The sequence below is a fragment of the Bacillus sp. LQ16 genome, from assembly GCF_057784645.1.
The window spans coordinates 4,979,787-4,998,266 of record NZ_CM173491.1 but is presented as its reverse complement, the minus strand read 5'-3'; the positions used below and the strand labels follow the sequence as shown (position 1 = coordinate 4,998,266).

Sequence of the window (18,480 nt, the reverse complement as noted above, 5' to 3'; positions counted from 1 at the left end):
ATTATACATTTACATTTATTATACCTTTTCGAACAGCTTCAGCTAATGCTTCAGAACGAGAACTCACCTTGAACTTTTTAAACAGTTTCGTTAAATTATATTCAACAGCCCTAGAACTCATATATAATTCATCTGCAATTTGTTTATTACTTTTTCCTTTCGCAATGGATTCAAGAATTTCTAATTCTTTTTGTGTAATTGTAACATGGCTTGATGGTCTTTTCGTATCTAAGTTATCAACAGTCATATCTTCAACTCGAAGTTGTCGCAATAAAGAAATTGGAATTAAAGTATACCCATTTAAGACGGCCCGAATAGCCATTAATAACTCTTGCTGTGATGCTGATTTGCTAACAATACCGCTAATACCAGAATCTATTAATAAATTAAATTGTGATAAATATTCGAAGCCTGTGTAGAGAATAATTTTTGCATCTGGTTGTATGTGTAAAAGTTTTTGAGCCACATCAAGTCCACTATAATTAGGCATGTTCATGTCTAAAAGATATATATCAAAAGGTGTTTTTGAACTTTGAGAAATTGCTTCCTGTTCGTTTAAAATGTATGTTGCTTGAATATCTTCTTCTAATTCGATCATATTTTTCGTACCTTCACCCACTATTTGGTGATCGTCTACAATCAAAACGTGTATCATTTTATTCACCTCGGTATAGTAATATTTACTTGTAGTCCATTTCCTATTTCTGAAATAAGCTGAATTTCGCCTCCTATTCCTTGAACGCGCCCTTTGATTCCAGATAAACCCATATGTTTATTTGAAGAATAGGGGGCTTGGGTATTAAAACCGATGCCGTTATCACGATAATCTAGATAAATACAATTATTTTCTTCCCATAAAAATATATTAATTAAGGTTGCATTAGAGTGCTTATCAGCATTGTTTAATAATTCCTGGATAATACGATAAATAGATAAAATTTTATCAAATTCGTAATGATTCTCCTGTATTGAGTCATATTCAAATTGAATTCGGAAATTAGTACGTAGTTGCATTTGTGCTAATAGCTCTTTAAGTGCACCTATAAGACCAATTTCAGATAGAAGAGCCGGTTTTAATTCATTACAAGTGTCACGAATTTGTTGAATAACATCAAACATACCGAATTTTATTTTTTCTAATTGTCCCTGCAATGCACCTGGTACAGTATGTTCTTTTAATACGGTTTCTAGTTTACGATACCAGACAATTTGGTCTTGCAGGGCAGCGTCATGAAGATCCGCAGCAAGCCGACGCCTTTCAGTTTCTGAGATTTGAAATAGTAGGCGCGAAAGAGTTGCTGAGTGTGTTTTATTTGCTATGCTTTCTTTTTCTAAAGATTGAATGATTTGATTAACTGAATTTAGGTTTTCATAAACTAGACGTACATATTTTACGATAGCAATAAACCAAGTTTTTTCATTGATATTAAATTTAATATTGTTGGTTTTATTTCCAACCCAAATGTAATGCTTTGTGTTTTGGGTAGAATATAAATAAATACCGATGCATCCGTCATCTTCTAATAAATCATTTATATACCCTGATTCCATTCCCCATTGTTTCTTTTTCGAAAGATTAAATTTTTCTGTTTCTCCGTAACTTTTATAACCATTGTATGTATTTTGTTTTGTATCAAACTCAATAAATTGTATAAAACACGGTTTTAGTAGGGAGATAATTTCATTCATAAATTTTTTCTCTAAATCTTTTACTTTCATAATGGAAGAAAGTTGTTGTGCGAATTGATCAATACTTACATGTAAATTGGTTTTGCTTCTGAATAATTGATTGCGAAATGTGAAATCTAATCGTTCTTTTATTACAAGAAACAGTATGTTTAAAGGGAAAATGATAATGAAATTTTGCATGAGTCTAATAAAGAATCGCTCATCAGGATTAATACCCCAGCTTATAATTAATGTAATAATGATAGTTGGAAGTAATGAAAGCAAAGAGTAGTACCGAACACGATCAAACATAAAATCAATATCAAAGATTTGCTTTGTTAATATTAAATAAAAGTAGCCAATTGGAATGCAAAATAGGAATAATGCTGCAATATCAGCCCTAATAATGGCTGCATGAAATAATATCCTTGGAAGAGCATATAGCATTATAAATGGCCCGAAAGAAATACATTGGATAACTAACATAAATTTAAAAAAAGGCCTGTGTAAAGTATTTCTATATTTTATGTATCCTTTTAAAAGGAAATATACACTTAAAAGAATACTAAAACATAAATAAGCTAAATCTGTGTAAGCAGAGACTTGTTGCAAATTTGGAAGAAAGGTAACGGATAATAAGCCGGTAGTAATAACGGTCATGTATAGAAAAATGTGAAATCTAATCACATTTTTATGTATAATAATAATTTCCTTCCGCTTAAACAGCTGATATAAAAATAAAGTAAGAAATAAAGATACACTTTGAAAAGAGATACTTATAATTAAGAGTCCGCCAAAATCAGATTTACTAGATATAGAAGAGGCGGAAAGGCTAATAGAGGTTGCTAATAAAAAAAGCATAAAATAACGCTCTTCTCGCCTTATAGCTTTATTTCTATAGACAATAAAGCATAAGCTTAAAATGGTCAGAGAAAAAATCATTGGTAGATATAATGTAATAATTAGCTCTTCGTTGTCTGAAGTAGCTGTTGTGCTATAAGTAGAAATCCTATCATTCTGTATAGTTTGAATTTCAGTTGCATTTAAAAATTGATTTTGGTATCGCTTGAAAACCCCTAAATAAGGATTCGCCCCATCCACTTTGTAAATTTCATCACCTGCTTTTAAGGCTGTTTTTGCAGCCCAACCCGACGTATCAATTTGACTGATTGTATATGTATTATGTTTTTCTTTAGAAGCGATAATGCCACTGTAAGGCTGATAAAACTTGTAGAGGATGTAACTTTGTATGATTAAGTAAAAAATTATTAATGAAATTACGAAATAAATTGGACGTTGTTTAATCATTGCTAGAATTACCTCACTATCATATATAATTTCGGAATCCCGCAATAGGATTGCGGATAATAGCAAAAGAATATGTAATAATATAAAACTATAAAAATTGGTGGGGTGAACGATATATGATTAGAGAATTAGTTGAACGTATATTAGAAGATATTCAATTTAAAAATGTGTGTAGTCAAGGAACAATAGCCATTGATGGTATATCAAAACAAGAATTAGAAATTATTTTAGGTACTTTAAATAAATCGTCTTTACTTAGTAAAGCTGCTGAGACATGGAAGTAAACTAAATTAGAGTATCAATTAACCTATCCTTATTTGCTTGACTGAGTGAAAGTTGTTCGATGTATCCTTTTGATTTGTATACATATAGGTTCTGCATAACGGAGCAGTACTCCATTGATCCACCGTACAGTAATATGTGTTTTAAAGAATCTAATGTTTGATTATTTAATTCATCATATTGTATCTCTTGATTAAAGAACTTTTTTATAAGTATAAAGTTATCATTTTTACTATTTAAATAATATAGTATTGGTAAAGTTTTCTTTAAATTAAGAAAATCATTTTTCTTATCCCATTGCATAATATCACGCATGTCGTTTTTTATTTGATTAATAACGCCTATACATAGTGCGTAGTTTTCAATTAAAGAACGTTGGATAGGGTTGATATTCCCTGTTCCTAATAAGCATGCAAGTTTAATTAGATATCCAGATTTGTGGGTTACCATATCAATATAATCTTTCTCGGAATGGATTTCATTTTTAAGATCTAGTTGTTGTCCATTAATAGAGTTTAAAATAGAAGAGTGTATTTCATTTTTGAGCCAGTTTTTCATTTGAATTGAAAGGGAAGCCTTGTCAACTTCTTGCAAACAAATAAGTAAAAATCCCATAATTATATTGAGATTTGTGGCAATTGGATGTTTTGTCCAAGGTCCTTCTAAGAAATCTTCGTCTTGAATATCATCCATAATATCTAGAGCGAGCATAAGTAATTCTATAATTGTTAGCAGTAATTGTTTTTCCTCTTCATTTTGGTTATCTTGAAATATTTCATAATGTACGAGAGTGATGTTAGCAAAACGAGTAGAATCATTGAATTTGTATTCAATATATTCTGAAGAACATTGACGTAATGTAGATTCGAAAAAATGTCCATAAACCAGTTTTTTTGCACGCAAAATTAATTCATTTTGTAATGAATAAATCACTCGCAGCTCCCCTTTTGTAAAAATTCGGAATATTCCAATTGTAACATAAGAGGGACATCTTCACAATTAAGCATATCGCAAATGCGATATGTTTTTTTAATGAAGATGTTGCGGAGAATCCCGCTAATTTGTTTGCGGTAACTACAACGTGCATTGCGGACAATAACGTTTAAAAGAAGGATATGATATGAGTACAGATTAAGACAACACAGTTTAATAAACGAGAAAAAATAATCTAATATGGATTGAGAATAAAGGAGGAGAATGATGAAGAAAGTTTTAAGTGGTCGAGAAAAAGAAGTAGCTGTGTTGATTGCACGAGGTTTGAAGGATGTTGAAATAGCAAGGGAGTTATTTATTAGTAGAAGGAGAGTGGGTGAATTAGTAGCCTCAATTAAAAGAAAGTTAGAAATACATTCAAGGGTCCAAATTGGAATAGCTGCATATTTTTTAGGATTAATTACATTTGAATTTAATTTTAATCATGGTAACCATGAGGGTGTTGCTATGATTAATAGTTAAAGAGATAGGGGGGAATAAAATGGCAAAGGTGCCCTTTATAGAACAGATGGAACATAGCGAATGTGGATTAGCCTCATTGGCGATGGTCTTTAGTTTTTATGAAAAGCATGTTTCGTTAGCTGAATTAAGAGAAGAGTTTGGTGTTCCAAAAGGTGGTACATCTTTATACCAGCTTATGCATATTGCTAGGAAAAATGGTTTTCAAGTAAAAGGATATAAAGCTGAATATGAAGCTTTAAGTGAAGTTAAATTACCAGCAGTTATCCATTGGGAACATAAACATTATGTAGTCCTAGAGAAAGTGACAAAAAAGGGGGCTATAGTTATAGACCCTGCTTACGGAAGAAATAAAATCTCTAAAAAAGAAATGGAGGAAAAGTATTCTGGATTTGTATTAACACTAGAACCAGATGAGTCATTTCAAAAACAAAAAGGTGTCTCTCATTTGCAATTCTTTTTATCGTTTGTGTTAGGGAAAAAGAAATTAATAGCTTTAATTGTATTAGCCTCTTTGATAATTCAGGCTTTTGCGCTGGTGATTCCATTTGTCACAAGTTGGATGACTGACCATGTAATTATTCCGAGAGATCCGAGCTATATGAATATGATAGGTTACAGTATTTTAGTATTACTAATAAGTTATCAAGTATTTGCTTCATTAAGAGGTTTCCTAATAGCGAAGTTGCAAACGGCAATTGATATGTCTTTAATGCAAAGTTTTATAGAAAAACTATTAAGTCTTTCTTATAACTTTTTTGAGAATCGCTCTATGGGAGAACTGTTATTTAGAGCAAATTCCAATGTATATATTAGACAAATATTATCTACTAAGGTAATTTCCTTTCTTATAGATGGAATTCTGCTTTTCACTTACTTATTCTTCATGTTTCGTTATTCGACCTTATTAGGATTCGTTGTGTTAGCAGTTGGGAGTGTTATATTCGCCCTACTTGTCATGAGCACGACTGTTTCTAAGAAGTTAGCTGATAAAGAGGTTTCGGCTCAAGCTCAAGTTCAAAGGATTTTGTCTGAGAGTATTAATGGGATTAGTGACGTGAAGGTTATGGGATTGGAAAAGCAAGTGTATAAAGAATGGCAAGAACGCTTTGGTTCTCAGCTTATTCATGCAGAGAAGAGATCTATATGGACGGCATTGATGAATACATTAGCGGGTTCTATTCAATTTATCTTACCGTTGTTTCTGCTTTGGTTCAGTGGACAACAGGTGCTAGCTGGAAATATGACATTAGGAAGTGTACTCGGCTTTAATGCGTTAGCGATTTCGTTTATAACTCCGATTATCTCCATTGGGAGTGGCTATGGTGAATTGATTTATATTAGCTCCTATATTCAGCGGATTTACGATGTAATGCATGCGAGATCGGAGAGAGAGGTCAATCAATTTTCAGGAATTAAGAAACTGAATGGTGATATTGAGTTTGACAATGTTTCTTATCGTCACAATTATTTCAGTGAAGATGCAATTCAGAATGTTTCGTTTAAAATCAAAGCTGGTGAGAAGGTCGCAATTGTTGGGGCGTCTGGGTCTGGAAAAAGTACAATTGTAAAAATGCTTCTCGGACTATATACACCAACGAATGGGAAAATCCGATTTGATGGGATTGAAAGCGAAAAGTTAAATTTGAAATTTTTAAGGAAATCAATAGGCGTTGTTTTCCAAGAAGCGAGATTGTTTAACAAAACGGTAGGAGAAAATATCATTGCGCAAAGGAAAGGGGTGCCTCCGAATGGAGTAATTGAGGCATCGAAGCAAGCGAATATATTAGAAGATATTATGATGCTACCATTAAATTTTCAAACGATGGTATCTGAATTTGGAGTTAACTTCTCTGGTGGGCAAAGGCAAAGATTAATATTAGCTAGAGCATTGGTAACAAACCCATCTATTCTAATATTAGATGAGGCGACAAGTGCACTTGATACATTGTCTGAAAGAGTTATTGATGAGAATTTAACTGATATGTTATGTACAAGGATTGTCATTGCACATAGGTTAAGTACGGTTAAGAATGCAGATAAGATTATTGTTATGGATAAGGGAGCAATTGTAGAGATAGGATCACATACAGAATTACTTGAGAAGCAAGGGTATTATTATCAATTGTCAAAAGCTCAGGAAGTAAAAGGAGGGATTAAAAGTGAAAGATTGGCCTAAATATCGAAACACTATAGCGAAAATAGGTGCTGGAATTACAGTAGGATTATTATTAAACCTTCCTATAGTTGGAGTTAGTACGATAAGCGCTGAAGAAATGAAACATAATCAAATTAAAGAAAATTCGTATGTGTTTACATTGAGGCAAGGTGAAAATACGGATGAGATGATAAAGGAAATTAGAGATAAATATCCCGATTTAAAGCTAGAAGTAATAAAAGAAATTAAGATGCTGAATATCGAAGGTGATAATTTAGAAAGAGTACAAGAAGCGAAGCAGCATTTATTAAAAAATTATAAAGGGATAATTGAAAAAGCAGGTAGAGAGGATGTAGTGGAATTAAAGCCGCCCGCTATAGTAAAGAAACCTTCGAATATAACAAAATACGCACCTTCACAATTAGAACAAGAAGAGGTCGATTATAGCAAATGGAAATGGGATGTCGATAAGGTAACAGAAAATGGAGAGAGCTATAAAATTGAACAAGGAAATCATAGTGTAAAGATTGGTGTTATTGATAGTGGGATTGATGTAAATCATCCTGCGCTAAAGGGAAATATAGTTAGTCAGGGGAAAATTTTAGTTCCGAATGTAGAATCAATTGAAGATAATATTGGTCATGGAACAATGATTGCTGGGTTAATAGCTGCTGATGGGAAAATAAAGGGGGTAGCGCCCAAAATTGGGATTGTACCATACAAAGTATTTCAAGGTAGTTCTGCGGATTCAAGCTGGATTATTAAAGCTATTGTAGAGGCTGCAAATGATGGTATGGATGTTATTAATTTAAGTTTAGGAACATACAAGTCCATTAAAGATCCAGAAGAAGGAGCTGTGTACTTAGCTTATAAAAGAGCAATAGAGTATGCGAATAGTAAAGGGAGTTTGCTAGTGGCTTCCTCTGGAACAGAAGGATTCGATATTTCAAATCCTTTTCAATTAGCTAAGCAAAGAGGATATGAAAACGACTTACAACTTCATATGCCAGGAGGTTTACCGGGGGTAGTAACTGTTGCGGGAACAAATAAAGATGATCGATTAGCTTATTACTCTAATTATGGAACCAATGTTGATATTGCAGCTCCATCAGGAGATTATGGATCTTTGTGGGAAAGTGAAAAAGTGGGAGATGAAACAGCTATGGTATTAACCACGTATCCTACAAACCTTCCGCAATCCCAGCTAAGTGAATGGTTAGGGTTTGATAGAGGGTATGAGCTGATGATTGGAACGAGTCTAGCAGTTCCTAAAGTTTCTGCTACAGCCGCACTTGTAATTGCGGAATATAAAGAAAAATTTAGGCTGAAGCCTAGTAATGGATTTGTTAAAACAAGATTATATCAGGGGGCCAAACCGGCATTAGATGACGGAAAAAAATATTTTGGAAAAGGTATTGTAAATGCGAAGGGTGCACTTGATTTTCGAAATACAAATTTCAAAAAATGGGAGAGATAAAGATGAATTTTAAAAAGTTTTTACTTATGATTGGCGGAATTGCTTTAGGAATGGCAGTTATTTACTTTATTAAACAGTAAAGGGGATGTTATATATGGCATTTGAAATTCAAGGATTAAATAAAACATTTGGTGAATATAAGGCCGTTAATGATTTAAATATACGTGTAGAAGAAGGTGGAATTTTAGGGATGCTGGGCCGAAATGGTGCTGGTAAGACGACGACGATTCGTATGATCTTAGATTTAATCAAACCGGATAGCGGCCAAATTCTATGGAATAATCGCCCTTTTTCAAAGAAAGACCTATCTATTGGCTATTTACCAGAAGAGCGTGGATTATACCCGAAAATGAATGTAGTGGAGCAATTGGTGTATTTCGGCAAGTTAGAAGGAATGCCAGCTAATCTTGCAAAAAGGCATGCGTTACAGTGGCTAGAAAAATTAGAAATGACACCACATTTAAAGAAGAAAACAGAGGAATTGTCAAAGGGAAATCAACAAAAAATTCAATTGATTTCAGCGATATTGCATAATCCGGAATTCATCATACTAGATGAACCATTTAGTGGATTGGATCCTGTAAATGCAGAGATGTTAAAAAATGTTGTGCTCGAGTTAATCGCGCAAAGAAAAACGATTATCTTCTGTAGTCATCAAATGGACAGTGTAGAAACGTTCTGTGAGGAAATTTGTATTATGAAAAATGGTCAACTTGTATTATCGGGTGCCTTGTCAGATATTAAGAAAAGTTATCAATACAAATATATGACGTTGCAAACGGAAGGGGATATTGAACCTATTCTTAAGAAGAAAAATTTCAATTTTGAAAAAGTTAATCGTACGTTCATGATTAAAGTTAATGATGGAGAGGATGCATTTTCGCTGCTTGAAGACATTAAAACTAAACAATATATCCGAGATGTTTCTATTAAAGAACCTTCTTTACATCAAATCTTTGTTGAAAAGGCGGGTGCATAAGTAATGAGGAATTTCTGGATTGTTTTAGGGCAAACGTATTGGGATCGTGTGAGGACGAAAATATTTATTGGAATGACATTGTTATTAATAGGGGGAGGGATATTCTTATTCTCCTTTCCAACTTTAGTACAAAAGTTTTCTGGAGAGAAAGAAAAAGCAAAAGTTGTATTTATTTCCGAAGCACCTAATGTTACTTTGGATCAATCTAATCTTAGTAAAGCTCTTCCAGAATGGGATTGGTCTTTAGGTGATAAAACAAAATTAAATCAATATAAGCAAGATTTGTTAGATAAGAAAGTCGAAGCGCTCTTTATATTAAAAGAGGGTGCGGGTGCTGAACCAGTATTAGATTACTTTATGAAGGTGGATAATCCTAAGTTGATTCAAAGTGCGCAGGTATTTGTACAAAATCAGTATTTTCAAAGTGCGGTAGTTAAACAACAGTTATCAGAAGAGGCTGTGAAATCACTGACGATGAACGTGCAAGCGAAAAAGCAAAACTTAAATAACGAAGAAACAAGCTCATTCTTACTGGTGTATTTATTAGTAGCGATTATGTACTTAGCAATTACTTCGTATGGAAATGCGATTGCTACAGCGGTAGCGTCAGAGAAGGCGTCGCGTGTTATGGAAGTGATGGTAACGAAGGTGTCGCCTGTTCACATGGTCTTTGGGAAGATATTAGGAGTCGGTCTTGCTAGTTTGACACAGTTATTTATTTTCTTCCTTAGTATGGCGCTATATATTAAATCTGGAATTTTCAAGGTATCGGATTCGTTTTTTGGAGTGAATATTGATGTAAATATGATTACAGGTGAGCATGCTGCATATTTCTTGTTATATTTTGTTCTCGGTTACTTCGTTTATGCGGCACTTTTCGCAGTGTTTGGTTCTATGGTAAGCAGGCCAGAAGAATTATCCGGAACAACGATGCCGATTACTCTTATATTGATGGGAAGCTTAGTGGTGGAGTTATTAGTAGTACTTGATAACCCTGAAGGGCTAGTATCAAGGGTGACATCATATGTTCCGTTTACAGCTCCAATTAGTATGGTAGTTAGGATTATTAATGGATCCGTTGGGAGTTTAGAAATTATTACATCTATGGTTGTATTACTGGCTAGCATTAGCTTAATTGCTATGTTTGCAGCGAAGGTCTATCCGAAAGGTGTATTAAGAAGTGGTAAGAGCCTTAAATTCATTCAATTGTTAAAAAATAATTAATTGCAGGGGGGAATAAATTATGGGATTTTTTTCGAAAAGAAAACAAAAAATGATGGATAGTAATAACGAGAGAAGCGTGAAAAAAATAGTTGAGTTGTCTGTGGAAGAGATGAGAGGAATTCAAGGAGCGTCTAGTGAATCGAACGATTATCTCTATGATTCCTATGTAATTAGGAATCAAAGTTCCTTAGCTTTAAATAAGAGGTTTCTTTCTTAAATAAGAATCGTAAAAGAGTAGTTAGGCATAGTGAAGTGTCACTATACCTAAACTGCTCTTTTTATTTTGGAATTGAACAGAGATAAATTTAATGTTGTTATATATAAAATTAAGAGTTACTATTAGTATGTAGTAACAAATAATTGAGTTTATTATTTTCTTTCAATATTATTCAAATTTAGGTTGTAAGTTGTAAATCTCATTAATACATATAAATTAATAATATTTTGGAATGGGTGTCTGTGATAGCATTCTCCTTTTACCAAACTTATTGTACAATAGAAACAAGGGGGAGATTAGTTTGAAGGCAAGTCTTTTACAAGAACAAAGCTTACGTTTGGCAATGACACAAGAGTTAAGGCAAGCGATTACAATGCTCCAGTATAATGTACAAGAATTATCGGAGTTTTTGTATGAGCAATCGTTAGAGAATCCCCTTATTGAGTTAGGTGGTTTTGAGAGGGAGAAGAAAAAGAGCTCTAACAACAGTAAAAGTACCAGCAAACAAGTCGAGAATCAGATGGAGATCTACAGTGTGGATTCTACAACGATTCAGCAACATTTATTAAATCAAATACAGTATTATAAAATAGATGAAGAAGAGCGAAAAGTAGCTTCTTTCATTATTATGAACATGGATGGAAATGGATATTTACAAGAAACGAATGAAGAGTTAGCAGAGCTCCTTTCTGCGCATATTCATGTAGTCGACCGCTCTGTAGAGCTTGTCCAATCACTGGAACCAGCAGGGGTAGGGGCGCGTAATATTCAGGAATGTTTAACCTTGCAATTGAAGCGCTTACAAAGACGGAATGGATTAGCAGAAGAGGTTGTAGAAGATCATTTCGCTTATTTTGTGAAGAAAGATTGGCGAAAGCTCGTTCAAGTGTTGAAATGTAGTAATGAGGAATTACAGAGTGCGGTAAATTGTATAACGTCATTACAACCAAAACCAGGTCTTGCGTTTTCTTCAGATAAACCACTTTATATTGTGCCTGATATGGCGGTGAAAAAAGATGGCGATCGCCTCGTTTTACAAATGAATGAGAGAAATATGCCGAGAATTGAAATTCATTCTGAATATAGTGCGCTTCTTAATAATAGTGAAAGTGAAGTAGCATCTTACGTATCAGAAAAGTATCAGCATGTGCAGTGGATTATGCGCAGTTTGAAGCAGAGAAAACAGACGCTGCTGCAAGTGATGAATATTATTATGGAAAAACAACGTGATTTCTTCTGGAAAGGTCCAGAGTATTTAAGACCTCTCGCTTTAAAAGAGGTAGCGGAAGAGTTAAGTGTGCATGAATCAACAATTAGTCGTGCGACGCGAAATAAATATGTGCAAACACCACACGGTTTATTTGAGATGAAATCGTTCTTTAGCAATGCCGTTTCGACGACTGAAGATGAAGCAGTTTCTACAAAACGTGTAAAACAATTTATTCAAACGCTAATTGGGGCAGAGGATAAGAAAAAGCCACTTTCAGATCAAAAGATTTCAAAATTATTAGAAGAAGAGCATGAAATTGTTATTTCTCGAAGAACAGTGGCGAAGTATAGAGAACAAATGCATATCCCAGCTTCGTCATTACGAAAAACGATCGGATAGGTGAAGAAGATGAAAGTTGTACTGTATACTAAAAAAGATTGTGGCCTTTGCGTGAAGGCGAAACAAGTTTTACAGGAAGTACAATGTGAATATTCTTTTCAAATCGAGGAAATAGATATATATGAAGATAATGACCTTTTAGAAAAATATCACTTAATGATTCCGGTTGTAGAAATGGACGGAAAACAAGTAGAATATGGTAACATTCACAAAGGTGTCATAATAAACTATATAAAGAATGCAGTTAAGAGTTGAATAAGTTTCTATCTCCTGTTACAATAATACACGTAGCAGGGATTATTTTTTTAACCTATGTGGGACACAAAATGTCACTACGGGACGTAAAGTGACCATTAAGGAAAAATGAACCAATGTAGTGAGGAGAAAAGATATGCGCTCATGGATTCAGAACACAAAAAAATTATTACCTGATCTGCTACCTGTTATGCAAACGAGAATGCAAATTCTTCAATACATTAGGCTCATGCAGCCGATTGGAAGAAGAAACTTATCAGCAAGCCTCGGTATGACAGAACGAGTATTGCGAAGTGAAGTTCAAGTTTTGAAAGAACAAAACTTAGTTCACGTCGCTTCTTCTGGAATGACTTTGACAGAAGAAGGAACAGCTTTAGTTCTTGCTTTGGAAGACTTTATGAAAGAAATTTCCGGGTTAAAGGTTTTAGAAAAGCAACTTAAGGAAACATTAGACTTGGATGAAGTTTTCGTTGTCCCTGGTGATAGTGATGAATCACCTTGGGTCAAACTGGAGATGGGCCGTGCTTGTGTGACTTGTATAAAAGACCGTCTGACAGCGAATAATATCGTTGCTGTGGCTGGAGGAACTACGCTAGCTGCTGCTGCGGACATGATGCAACTTGATTGCAAAGATTTACATATGCTATTTGTCCCAGCACGTGGTGGAATTGGAGAAGGTGTTGAATTAGAAGCCAATACCATTTGTGCCAAGATGGCGCAAAATACGATGAGTAATTATCGCTTATTGTATGTTCCAGACCATGTTAGTAGCGAAGCATATGCGTCTATTGTGACAGAGCCTTCCGTGAAAGAAGTTCTTGAGTTGATTCGATCTTCCAATATCGTCATTCATGGAATAGGTGATGCGTTAACAATGGCACGTCGCAGAAGTACTTCAGAAGCAGATTGGTTAAAGATTCAGGCAAGCGAAGCAGTTGGTGAAGCTTTCGGTTACTACTTTAATGAAGAAGGAAATGTTGTTCATAAAGTAAGAACAGTTGGTATGCAACTTGAGGATTTACAAAATGTATCTCACGTTGTTGCAGTCGCTGGAGGTTCTTCAAAGGCAAAAGCAATACAGGCTGTAATAAAGCAAGGGCACACTTCAATTCTAATTACAGATGAAGGTGCAGCAAAACAATTAACAAAGGGTTTTACCCTTTAATATAATCCCCCAAGGAGGAAATTCAAATGACTAAAATTGGTATTAATGGATTTGGACGTATCGGACGTAACGTATTCCGCGCAGCTCTTAACAACTCTGAGGTAGAAGTAGTAGCAATCAACGACTTAACAGATGCTAAAACATTAGCTCACCTTTTAAAATATGACACAGTTCACGGAACTTTAAATGCAGAAGTATCTGCTAACGAAAACAGCATCGTTGTTAACGGTAAAGAAATTAAAGTTATCGCTGAGCGTGACCCAGCTCAATTACCATGGAGCGACTACGGAGTAGAAGTAGTAGTAGAATCTACTGGCCGTTTCACTAAAAAATCAGACGCTGAAAAACACTTAGGTGGATCAGTTAAGAAAGTTATCATCTCAGCTCCAGCTTCTGACGAAGATATCACTGTAGTTATGGGTGTTAACCACGAACAATACGATGCAGCTAACCACAACGTAGTATCTAACGCTTCTTGTACTACAAACTGTCTAGCTCCATTCGCTAAAGTATTAAACGAAAAATTCGGCGTAAAACGCGGAATGATGACAACAATTCACTCTTACACTAACGACCAACAAATCTTAGACTTACCACACAAAGATTTACGTCGTGCTCGTGCAGCAGCTGAAAACATGATCCCAACATCTACTGGTGCAGCTAAAGCTGTAGCATTAGTATTACCAGAACTTAAAGGTAAATTAAACGGTGGCGCTGTACGTGTTCCAACTGCTAACGTTTCTCTTGTTGACTTAGTTGTTGAACTTGACAAAGAAGTAACAGTTGAAGATGTAAACGCAGCATTCAAAGCAGCAGCTGAAGGCGAATTAAAAGGTATCCTTGGATACAGCGAAGAGCCATTAGTATCTATCGACTATAACGGATGTACAGCTTCTTCTACAATCGATGCATTATCTACAATGGTAATGGAAGGTAACATGGTTAAAGTACTTTCTTGGTACGATAACGAAACTGGTTACTCTAACCGCGTAGTAGACTTAGCAGCTTACATGACTTCAAAAGGTCTTTAATTCTTAATTATATAAGTTATCAATGACAAAACGAGGGAGAGGGTTTGTTCCCTCTCTCTCTTCTTTCGTTTTAAAAGCAAATGTGTTAAGCTTTTGAATGGGTTTTGTCAATCCTAACTAGTAGTCGGAGGGAAATCCAATGAACAAAAAATCAATTCGTGACGTAGATTTAAAAGGTAAGCGTGTATTTTGCCGCGTTGATTTCAACGTACCTATGAAAGAAGGCAAAATTACAGATGAAACTCGTATCCGTGCAGCTCTTCCTACAATTCAATATTTAGTAGAGCAAGGTGCGAAAGTTATTTTAGCAAGCCACTTAGGCCGTCCAAAAGGTCAAGCAGTAGAAGAATTACGTCTTACTCCAGTAGCAGCACGTTTAGGCGAGCTTCTTGGTAAAGATGTTAAAAAAGCGGACGAAGCATTCGGACCAGTTGCACAAGAAATGGTTGCAGCAATGAACGAAGGCGACGTATTAGTTCTTGAAAACGTACGTTTCTATGCGGGCGAAGAAAAGAACGATGCAGAACTTGCGAAAGAATTTGCAGCACTTGCTGACATCTTCGTAAACGATGCATTCGGTGCAGCTCACCGTGCTCATGCTTCTACAGCAGGTATCGCAGACTACCTACCAGCAGTATCTGGTCTATTAATGGAAAAAGAGTTAGATGTACTTGGTAAAGCACTTTCTAACCCAGAACGTCCATTTACAGCTATCATCGGTGGTGCGAAAGTAAAAGATAAAATCGGTGTAATTCGTCATCTATTAGACAAAGTAGATAACTTAATCATCGGTGGCGGACTTGCTTACACATTCGTTAAAGCTTTAGGTCATGAAATTGGTCTATCTCTATGTGAAGACGACAAGATTGAACTAGCTAAAGAATTTATGCAACTTGCAAAAGAAAAAGGCGTAAACTTCTATATGCCAGTTGATGTTGTAATCACTGAGGAATTCTCTGAAACTGCAACAACTAAAATTGTTGGTATCGACTCTATCCCTTCTAACTGGGAAGGCGTGGACATCGGTCCTAAAACACGTGAAATTTATGCAGATGTAATTAAAAATTCTAAGCTTGTTGTATGGAATGGACCAATGGGTGTATTCGAAATGACTCCATTCGCAGAAGGTACAAAAGCAGTAGGACAAGCATTAGCAGATGCAGAAGATACATACTCTGTTATCGGCGGTGGTGACTCTGCAGCAGCTGTTGAAAAATTCGGTATGGCTGATAAAATGAGCCACATTTCTACTGGCGGCGGTGCGTCATTAGAATTCATGGAAGGTAAAGAGCTTCCAGGTGTAGTTTGTCTTAACGACAAATAAGTAGCAGCCAAAGAAAAAGGACGGTGCAAAGCATGCGTAAACCAATTATCGCAGGTAACTGGAAAATGAATAAAACTCTATCTGAAGCAGTTAGCTTCGTAGAGGAAGTTAAAGGTCAAATCCCAGCAGCTTCAGCTGTTGATGCAGTAGTTTGCTCTCCAGCTCTATTCTTAGAGCGCCTTGTAGCAGCAACTGAAGGAACTGACTTACAAGTAGGTGCACAAAACATGCACTTCGAAAAAAATGGTGCATTCACTGGCGAAATTAGCCCAGTAGCACTTAGCGACTTAAAAGTAGGCTACGTAGTACTTGGCCACTCTGAGCGTCGTGAAATGTTTGCTGAAACAGACGAATCAGTAAACAAAAAGACTATCGCAGCATTTGAACATGGTTTAACACCAATCGTATGTTGTGGTGAGACTTTAGAAGAGCGCGAAAGCGGAAAAACATTTGATCTAGTAGCAGGTCAAGTGACAAAAGCACTTGCAGGTTTAACAGAAGAGCAAGTTAAAGCAACTGTTATCGCTTATGAGCCAATCTGGGCTATCGGTACAGGTAAATCTTCTTCTTCTGCAGATGCAAACGAAGTATGTGCGCACATCCGTAAAGTTGTTGCAGAAGCTGTTTCTCCAGACGCTGCAGAAGCTGTTCGTATCCAATACGGCGGTAGCGTAAAACCAGAAAACATTAAAGAGTATATGGCACAATCTGACATCGACGGCGCTTTAGTTGGCGGTGCTAGCTTAGAGCCTGCTTCGTTCTTAGGTCTTCTGGGGGCGGTAAAATGAGAAAGCCAACAGCTTTAATCATTCTTGACGGTTTCGGACTTCGTGAAGAAACTTACGGGAATGCTGTAGCACAAGCTAAGAAACCTAATTTTGATGGTTACTGGAACAAATTCCCTCATACAACGCTTACAGCTTGTGGTGAGGCGGTAGGTCTTCCAGAAGGTCAAATGGGTAACTCTGAGGTTGGTCACTTAAATATCGGTGCTGGCCGCGTAGTATATCAAAGCTTAACACGCGTTAACGTTGCAATTCGTGAAGGTGAGTTCGATAAGAACGAAACTTTCCAAAATGCAATTAAAAGCGTAAAAGAAAAAGGTACTGCACTTCATTTATTCGGTTTACTTTCTGACGGTGGTGTGCACAGTCACATGAACCATATGTTTGCTCTTCTTCGCTTAGCAGCAAAAGAAGGCGTGGAGAAAGTTTATATCCATGCATTCTTAGACGGCCGCGATGTTGGACCACAAACAGCAAAAGGTTATATCGATGCAACGAATGAAGTAATTAAAGAAACAGGAGTAGGACAATTCGCGACTATCTCTGGTCGTTATTACTCTATGGACCGTGACAAGCGTTGGGATCGCGTAGAAAAATGTTACAGTGCTATGGTGAATGGTGAAGGCCCTACTTATAAATCAGCAGAAGAGTGTGTAGAAGACTCTTATGCGAACGGTATCTATGATGAATTCGTATTGCCGTCTGTAATTGTTAACGAAGATAACACGCCAGTTGCAACAATCAATGATGATGATGCAGTTATCTTCTATAACTTCCGTCCAGACCGTGCAATTCAAATTGCTCGTGTATTTACAAACGAAGACTTCCGTGAGTTCGATCGTGGTGAAAAAGTACCTCACATTCCAGAATTCGTATGTATGACACACTTCAGTGAAACTGTAGATGGTTACGTGGCATTCAAGCCAATGAACCTTGATAACACTTTAGGTGAAGTTGTTGCGCAAGCGGGATTAAAGCAACTTCGCATCGCGGAAACTGAAAAGTATCCGCACGTTACATTCTTCTTTAGCGGTGGTCGTGAGGCTGAATTCCCAGGAGAAGAGCGTATCTTAATTAACTCACCAAAGGTTGCAACGTATGACTTGAAACCTGAAATGAGCATTTACGAAGTAACGGACGCTTTAGTAAATGAAATCGAAAATGATAAACATGATGTTATCATTCTTAACTTTGCGAACTGTGATATGGTTGGCCATTCTGGGATGATGGAACCAACAATTAAAGCAGTAGAAGCAACTGACGAATGTTTAGGAAAAGTTGTAGAAGCGATTCTTGCAAAAGATGGTGTAGCACTTATTACTGCTGACCATGGTAATGCTGATCAGGAGTTAACTGCTGATGGCGGTCCTATGACAGCTCATACAACTAACCCGGTTCCTTTCATCGTTACAAAAAATGATGTAGAGCTTCGTGAAGGTGGTATTTTAGGAGATATCGCTCCAACAATGCTTACACTTTTAAATGTGGAACAACCGAAAGAAATGACAGGTAAAACAATTATTAAATAATTTGCTTATATAAAAAG

At 35.9% G+C, this 18,480-nt stretch carries 17 protein-coding genes; 14 read left to right on the top strand and 3 right to left on the bottom strand.

Features of this window, described 5'->3' with window-relative positions:
* Position 1: 1 nt before the first annotated feature.
* Positions 2 to 655, bottom strand: coding sequence for a response regulator (locus tag AC3EMB_RS25410; protein WP_454500847.1), 654 nt, complete (start codon positions 653 to 655; stop codon positions 2 to 4).
* A gap of 5 nt (positions 656 to 660) precedes the next feature.
* Entirely contained in the window at positions 661 to 2,976 is a 2,316-nt protein-coding gene (locus AC3EMB_RS25405; RefSeq protein WP_488517342.1) for a sensor histidine kinase, read from the bottom strand.
* Between the two features lie 116 nt (positions 2,977 to 3,092).
* Here AC3EMB_RS25405 and AC3EMB_RS25400 point away from each other — a divergent pair, with 116 nt between their 5' ends.
* Positions 3,093 to 3,260, top strand: a complete 168-nt coding sequence (locus AC3EMB_RS25400) for a hypothetical protein (protein ID WP_000617614.1) — start codon at positions 3,093 to 3,095, stop codon at positions 3,258 to 3,260.
* Position 3,261: 1 nt separating this feature from the next.
* Here the strand turns inward: AC3EMB_RS25400 and AC3EMB_RS25395 are convergent, their stop codons facing one another.
* Complete coding sequence (locus tag AC3EMB_RS25395) at positions 3,262 to 4,191, bottom strand: polyprenyl synthetase family protein (protein WP_000640554.1); 930 nt, start codon at positions 4,189 to 4,191, stop codon at positions 3,262 to 3,264.
* A 267-nt stretch (positions 4,192 to 4,458) separates the two neighbouring features.
* On the opposite strand from AC3EMB_RS25395, the gene AC3EMB_RS25390 reads away from it, so the two are divergent.
* The 13 genes from AC3EMB_RS25390 to gpmI all read left to right on the top strand — a co-directional run bounded on the left by AC3EMB_RS25390 (position 4,459) and on the right by gpmI (position 18,463).
* Positions 4,459 to 4,713 carry a response regulator transcription factor gene (locus tag AC3EMB_RS25390; RefSeq protein WP_000757187.1) on the top strand — a complete coding sequence of 85 codons (255 nt, stop codon included), beginning with the start codon at positions 4,459 to 4,461 and terminating at the stop codon, positions 4,711 to 4,713.
* Between the two features lie 19 nt (positions 4,714 to 4,732).
* The gene (locus AC3EMB_RS25385; protein ID WP_001151549.1) at positions 4,733 to 6,889 is read left to right on the top strand and encodes a peptidase domain-containing ABC transporter; all 2,157 of its coding nucleotides are present in this window, start codon (positions 4,733 to 4,735) and stop codon (positions 6,887 to 6,889) included.
* Positions 6,873 to 8,345, top strand: coding sequence for a S8 family peptidase (locus tag AC3EMB_RS25380; RefSeq protein WP_029443581.1), 1,473 nt, complete (start codon positions 6,873 to 6,875; stop codon positions 8,343 to 8,345). The genes AC3EMB_RS25385 and AC3EMB_RS25380 overlap by 17 nt, the downstream gene beginning before the upstream one ends.
* A 94-nt stretch (positions 8,346 to 8,439) precedes the next feature.
* Entirely contained in the window at positions 8,440 to 9,324 is an 885-nt protein-coding gene (locus AC3EMB_RS25375) for an ABC transporter ATP-binding protein (protein ID WP_000863493.1), read from the top strand.
* Between the two features lie 3 nt (positions 9,325 to 9,327).
* A complete protein-coding gene (locus tag AC3EMB_RS25370; protein ID WP_001243601.1) occupies positions 9,328 to 10,548 on the top strand; it encodes an ABC transporter permease in 1,221 nt (406 codons plus the stop codon).
* A gap of 19 nt (positions 10,549 to 10,567) precedes the next feature.
* Positions 10,568 to 10,765, top strand: coding sequence for a hypothetical protein (locus tag AC3EMB_RS25365; protein ID WP_000505575.1), 198 nt, complete (start codon positions 10,568 to 10,570; stop codon positions 10,763 to 10,765).
* Positions 10,766 to 11,066: 301 nt separating this feature from the next.
* Positions 11,067 to 12,374 (top strand): RNA polymerase factor sigma-54, encoded by a 1,308-nt coding sequence (gene rpoN / locus AC3EMB_RS25360; protein ID WP_000647953.1) that lies wholly within the window; start codon positions 11,067 to 11,069, stop codon positions 12,372 to 12,374.
* Positions 12,375 to 12,383: 9 nt separating this feature from the next.
* Positions 12,384 to 12,629, top strand: a complete 246-nt coding sequence (locus AC3EMB_RS25355) for a glutaredoxin family protein (protein ID WP_000869730.1) — start codon at positions 12,384 to 12,386, stop codon at positions 12,627 to 12,629.
* Positions 12,630 to 12,765: 136 nt separating this feature from the next.
* Entirely contained in the window at positions 12,766 to 13,794 is a 1,029-nt protein-coding gene (gene cggR / locus AC3EMB_RS25350) for a gapA transcriptional regulator CggR (protein ID WP_001258185.1), read from the top strand.
* Positions 13,795 to 13,820: 26 nt separating this feature from the next.
* Positions 13,821 to 14,825 (top strand): type I glyceraldehyde-3-phosphate dehydrogenase, encoded by a 1,005-nt coding sequence (gene gap / locus AC3EMB_RS25345; protein WP_000161234.1) that lies wholly within the window; start codon positions 13,821 to 13,823, stop codon positions 14,823 to 14,825.
* Between the two features lie 139 nt (positions 14,826 to 14,964).
* Positions 14,965 to 16,149, top strand: coding sequence for a phosphoglycerate kinase (locus tag AC3EMB_RS25340; RefSeq protein ID WP_001036331.1), 1,185 nt, complete (start codon positions 14,965 to 14,967; stop codon positions 16,147 to 16,149).
* A 32-nt stretch (positions 16,150 to 16,181) separates the two neighbouring features.
* Positions 16,182 to 16,937, top strand: coding sequence for a triose-phosphate isomerase (gene tpiA / locus AC3EMB_RS25335; RefSeq protein WP_088024791.1), 756 nt, complete (start codon positions 16,182 to 16,184; stop codon positions 16,935 to 16,937).
* The gene (gene gpmI / locus AC3EMB_RS25330) at positions 16,934 to 18,463 is read left to right on the top strand and encodes a 2,3-bisphosphoglycerate-independent phosphoglycerate mutase (RefSeq protein ID WP_001231158.1); all 1,530 of its coding nucleotides are present in this window, start codon (positions 16,934 to 16,936) and stop codon (positions 18,461 to 18,463) included. The genes tpiA and gpmI overlap by 4 nt, the downstream gene beginning before the upstream one ends.
* Positions 18,464 to 18,480: the final 17 nt, after the last annotated feature.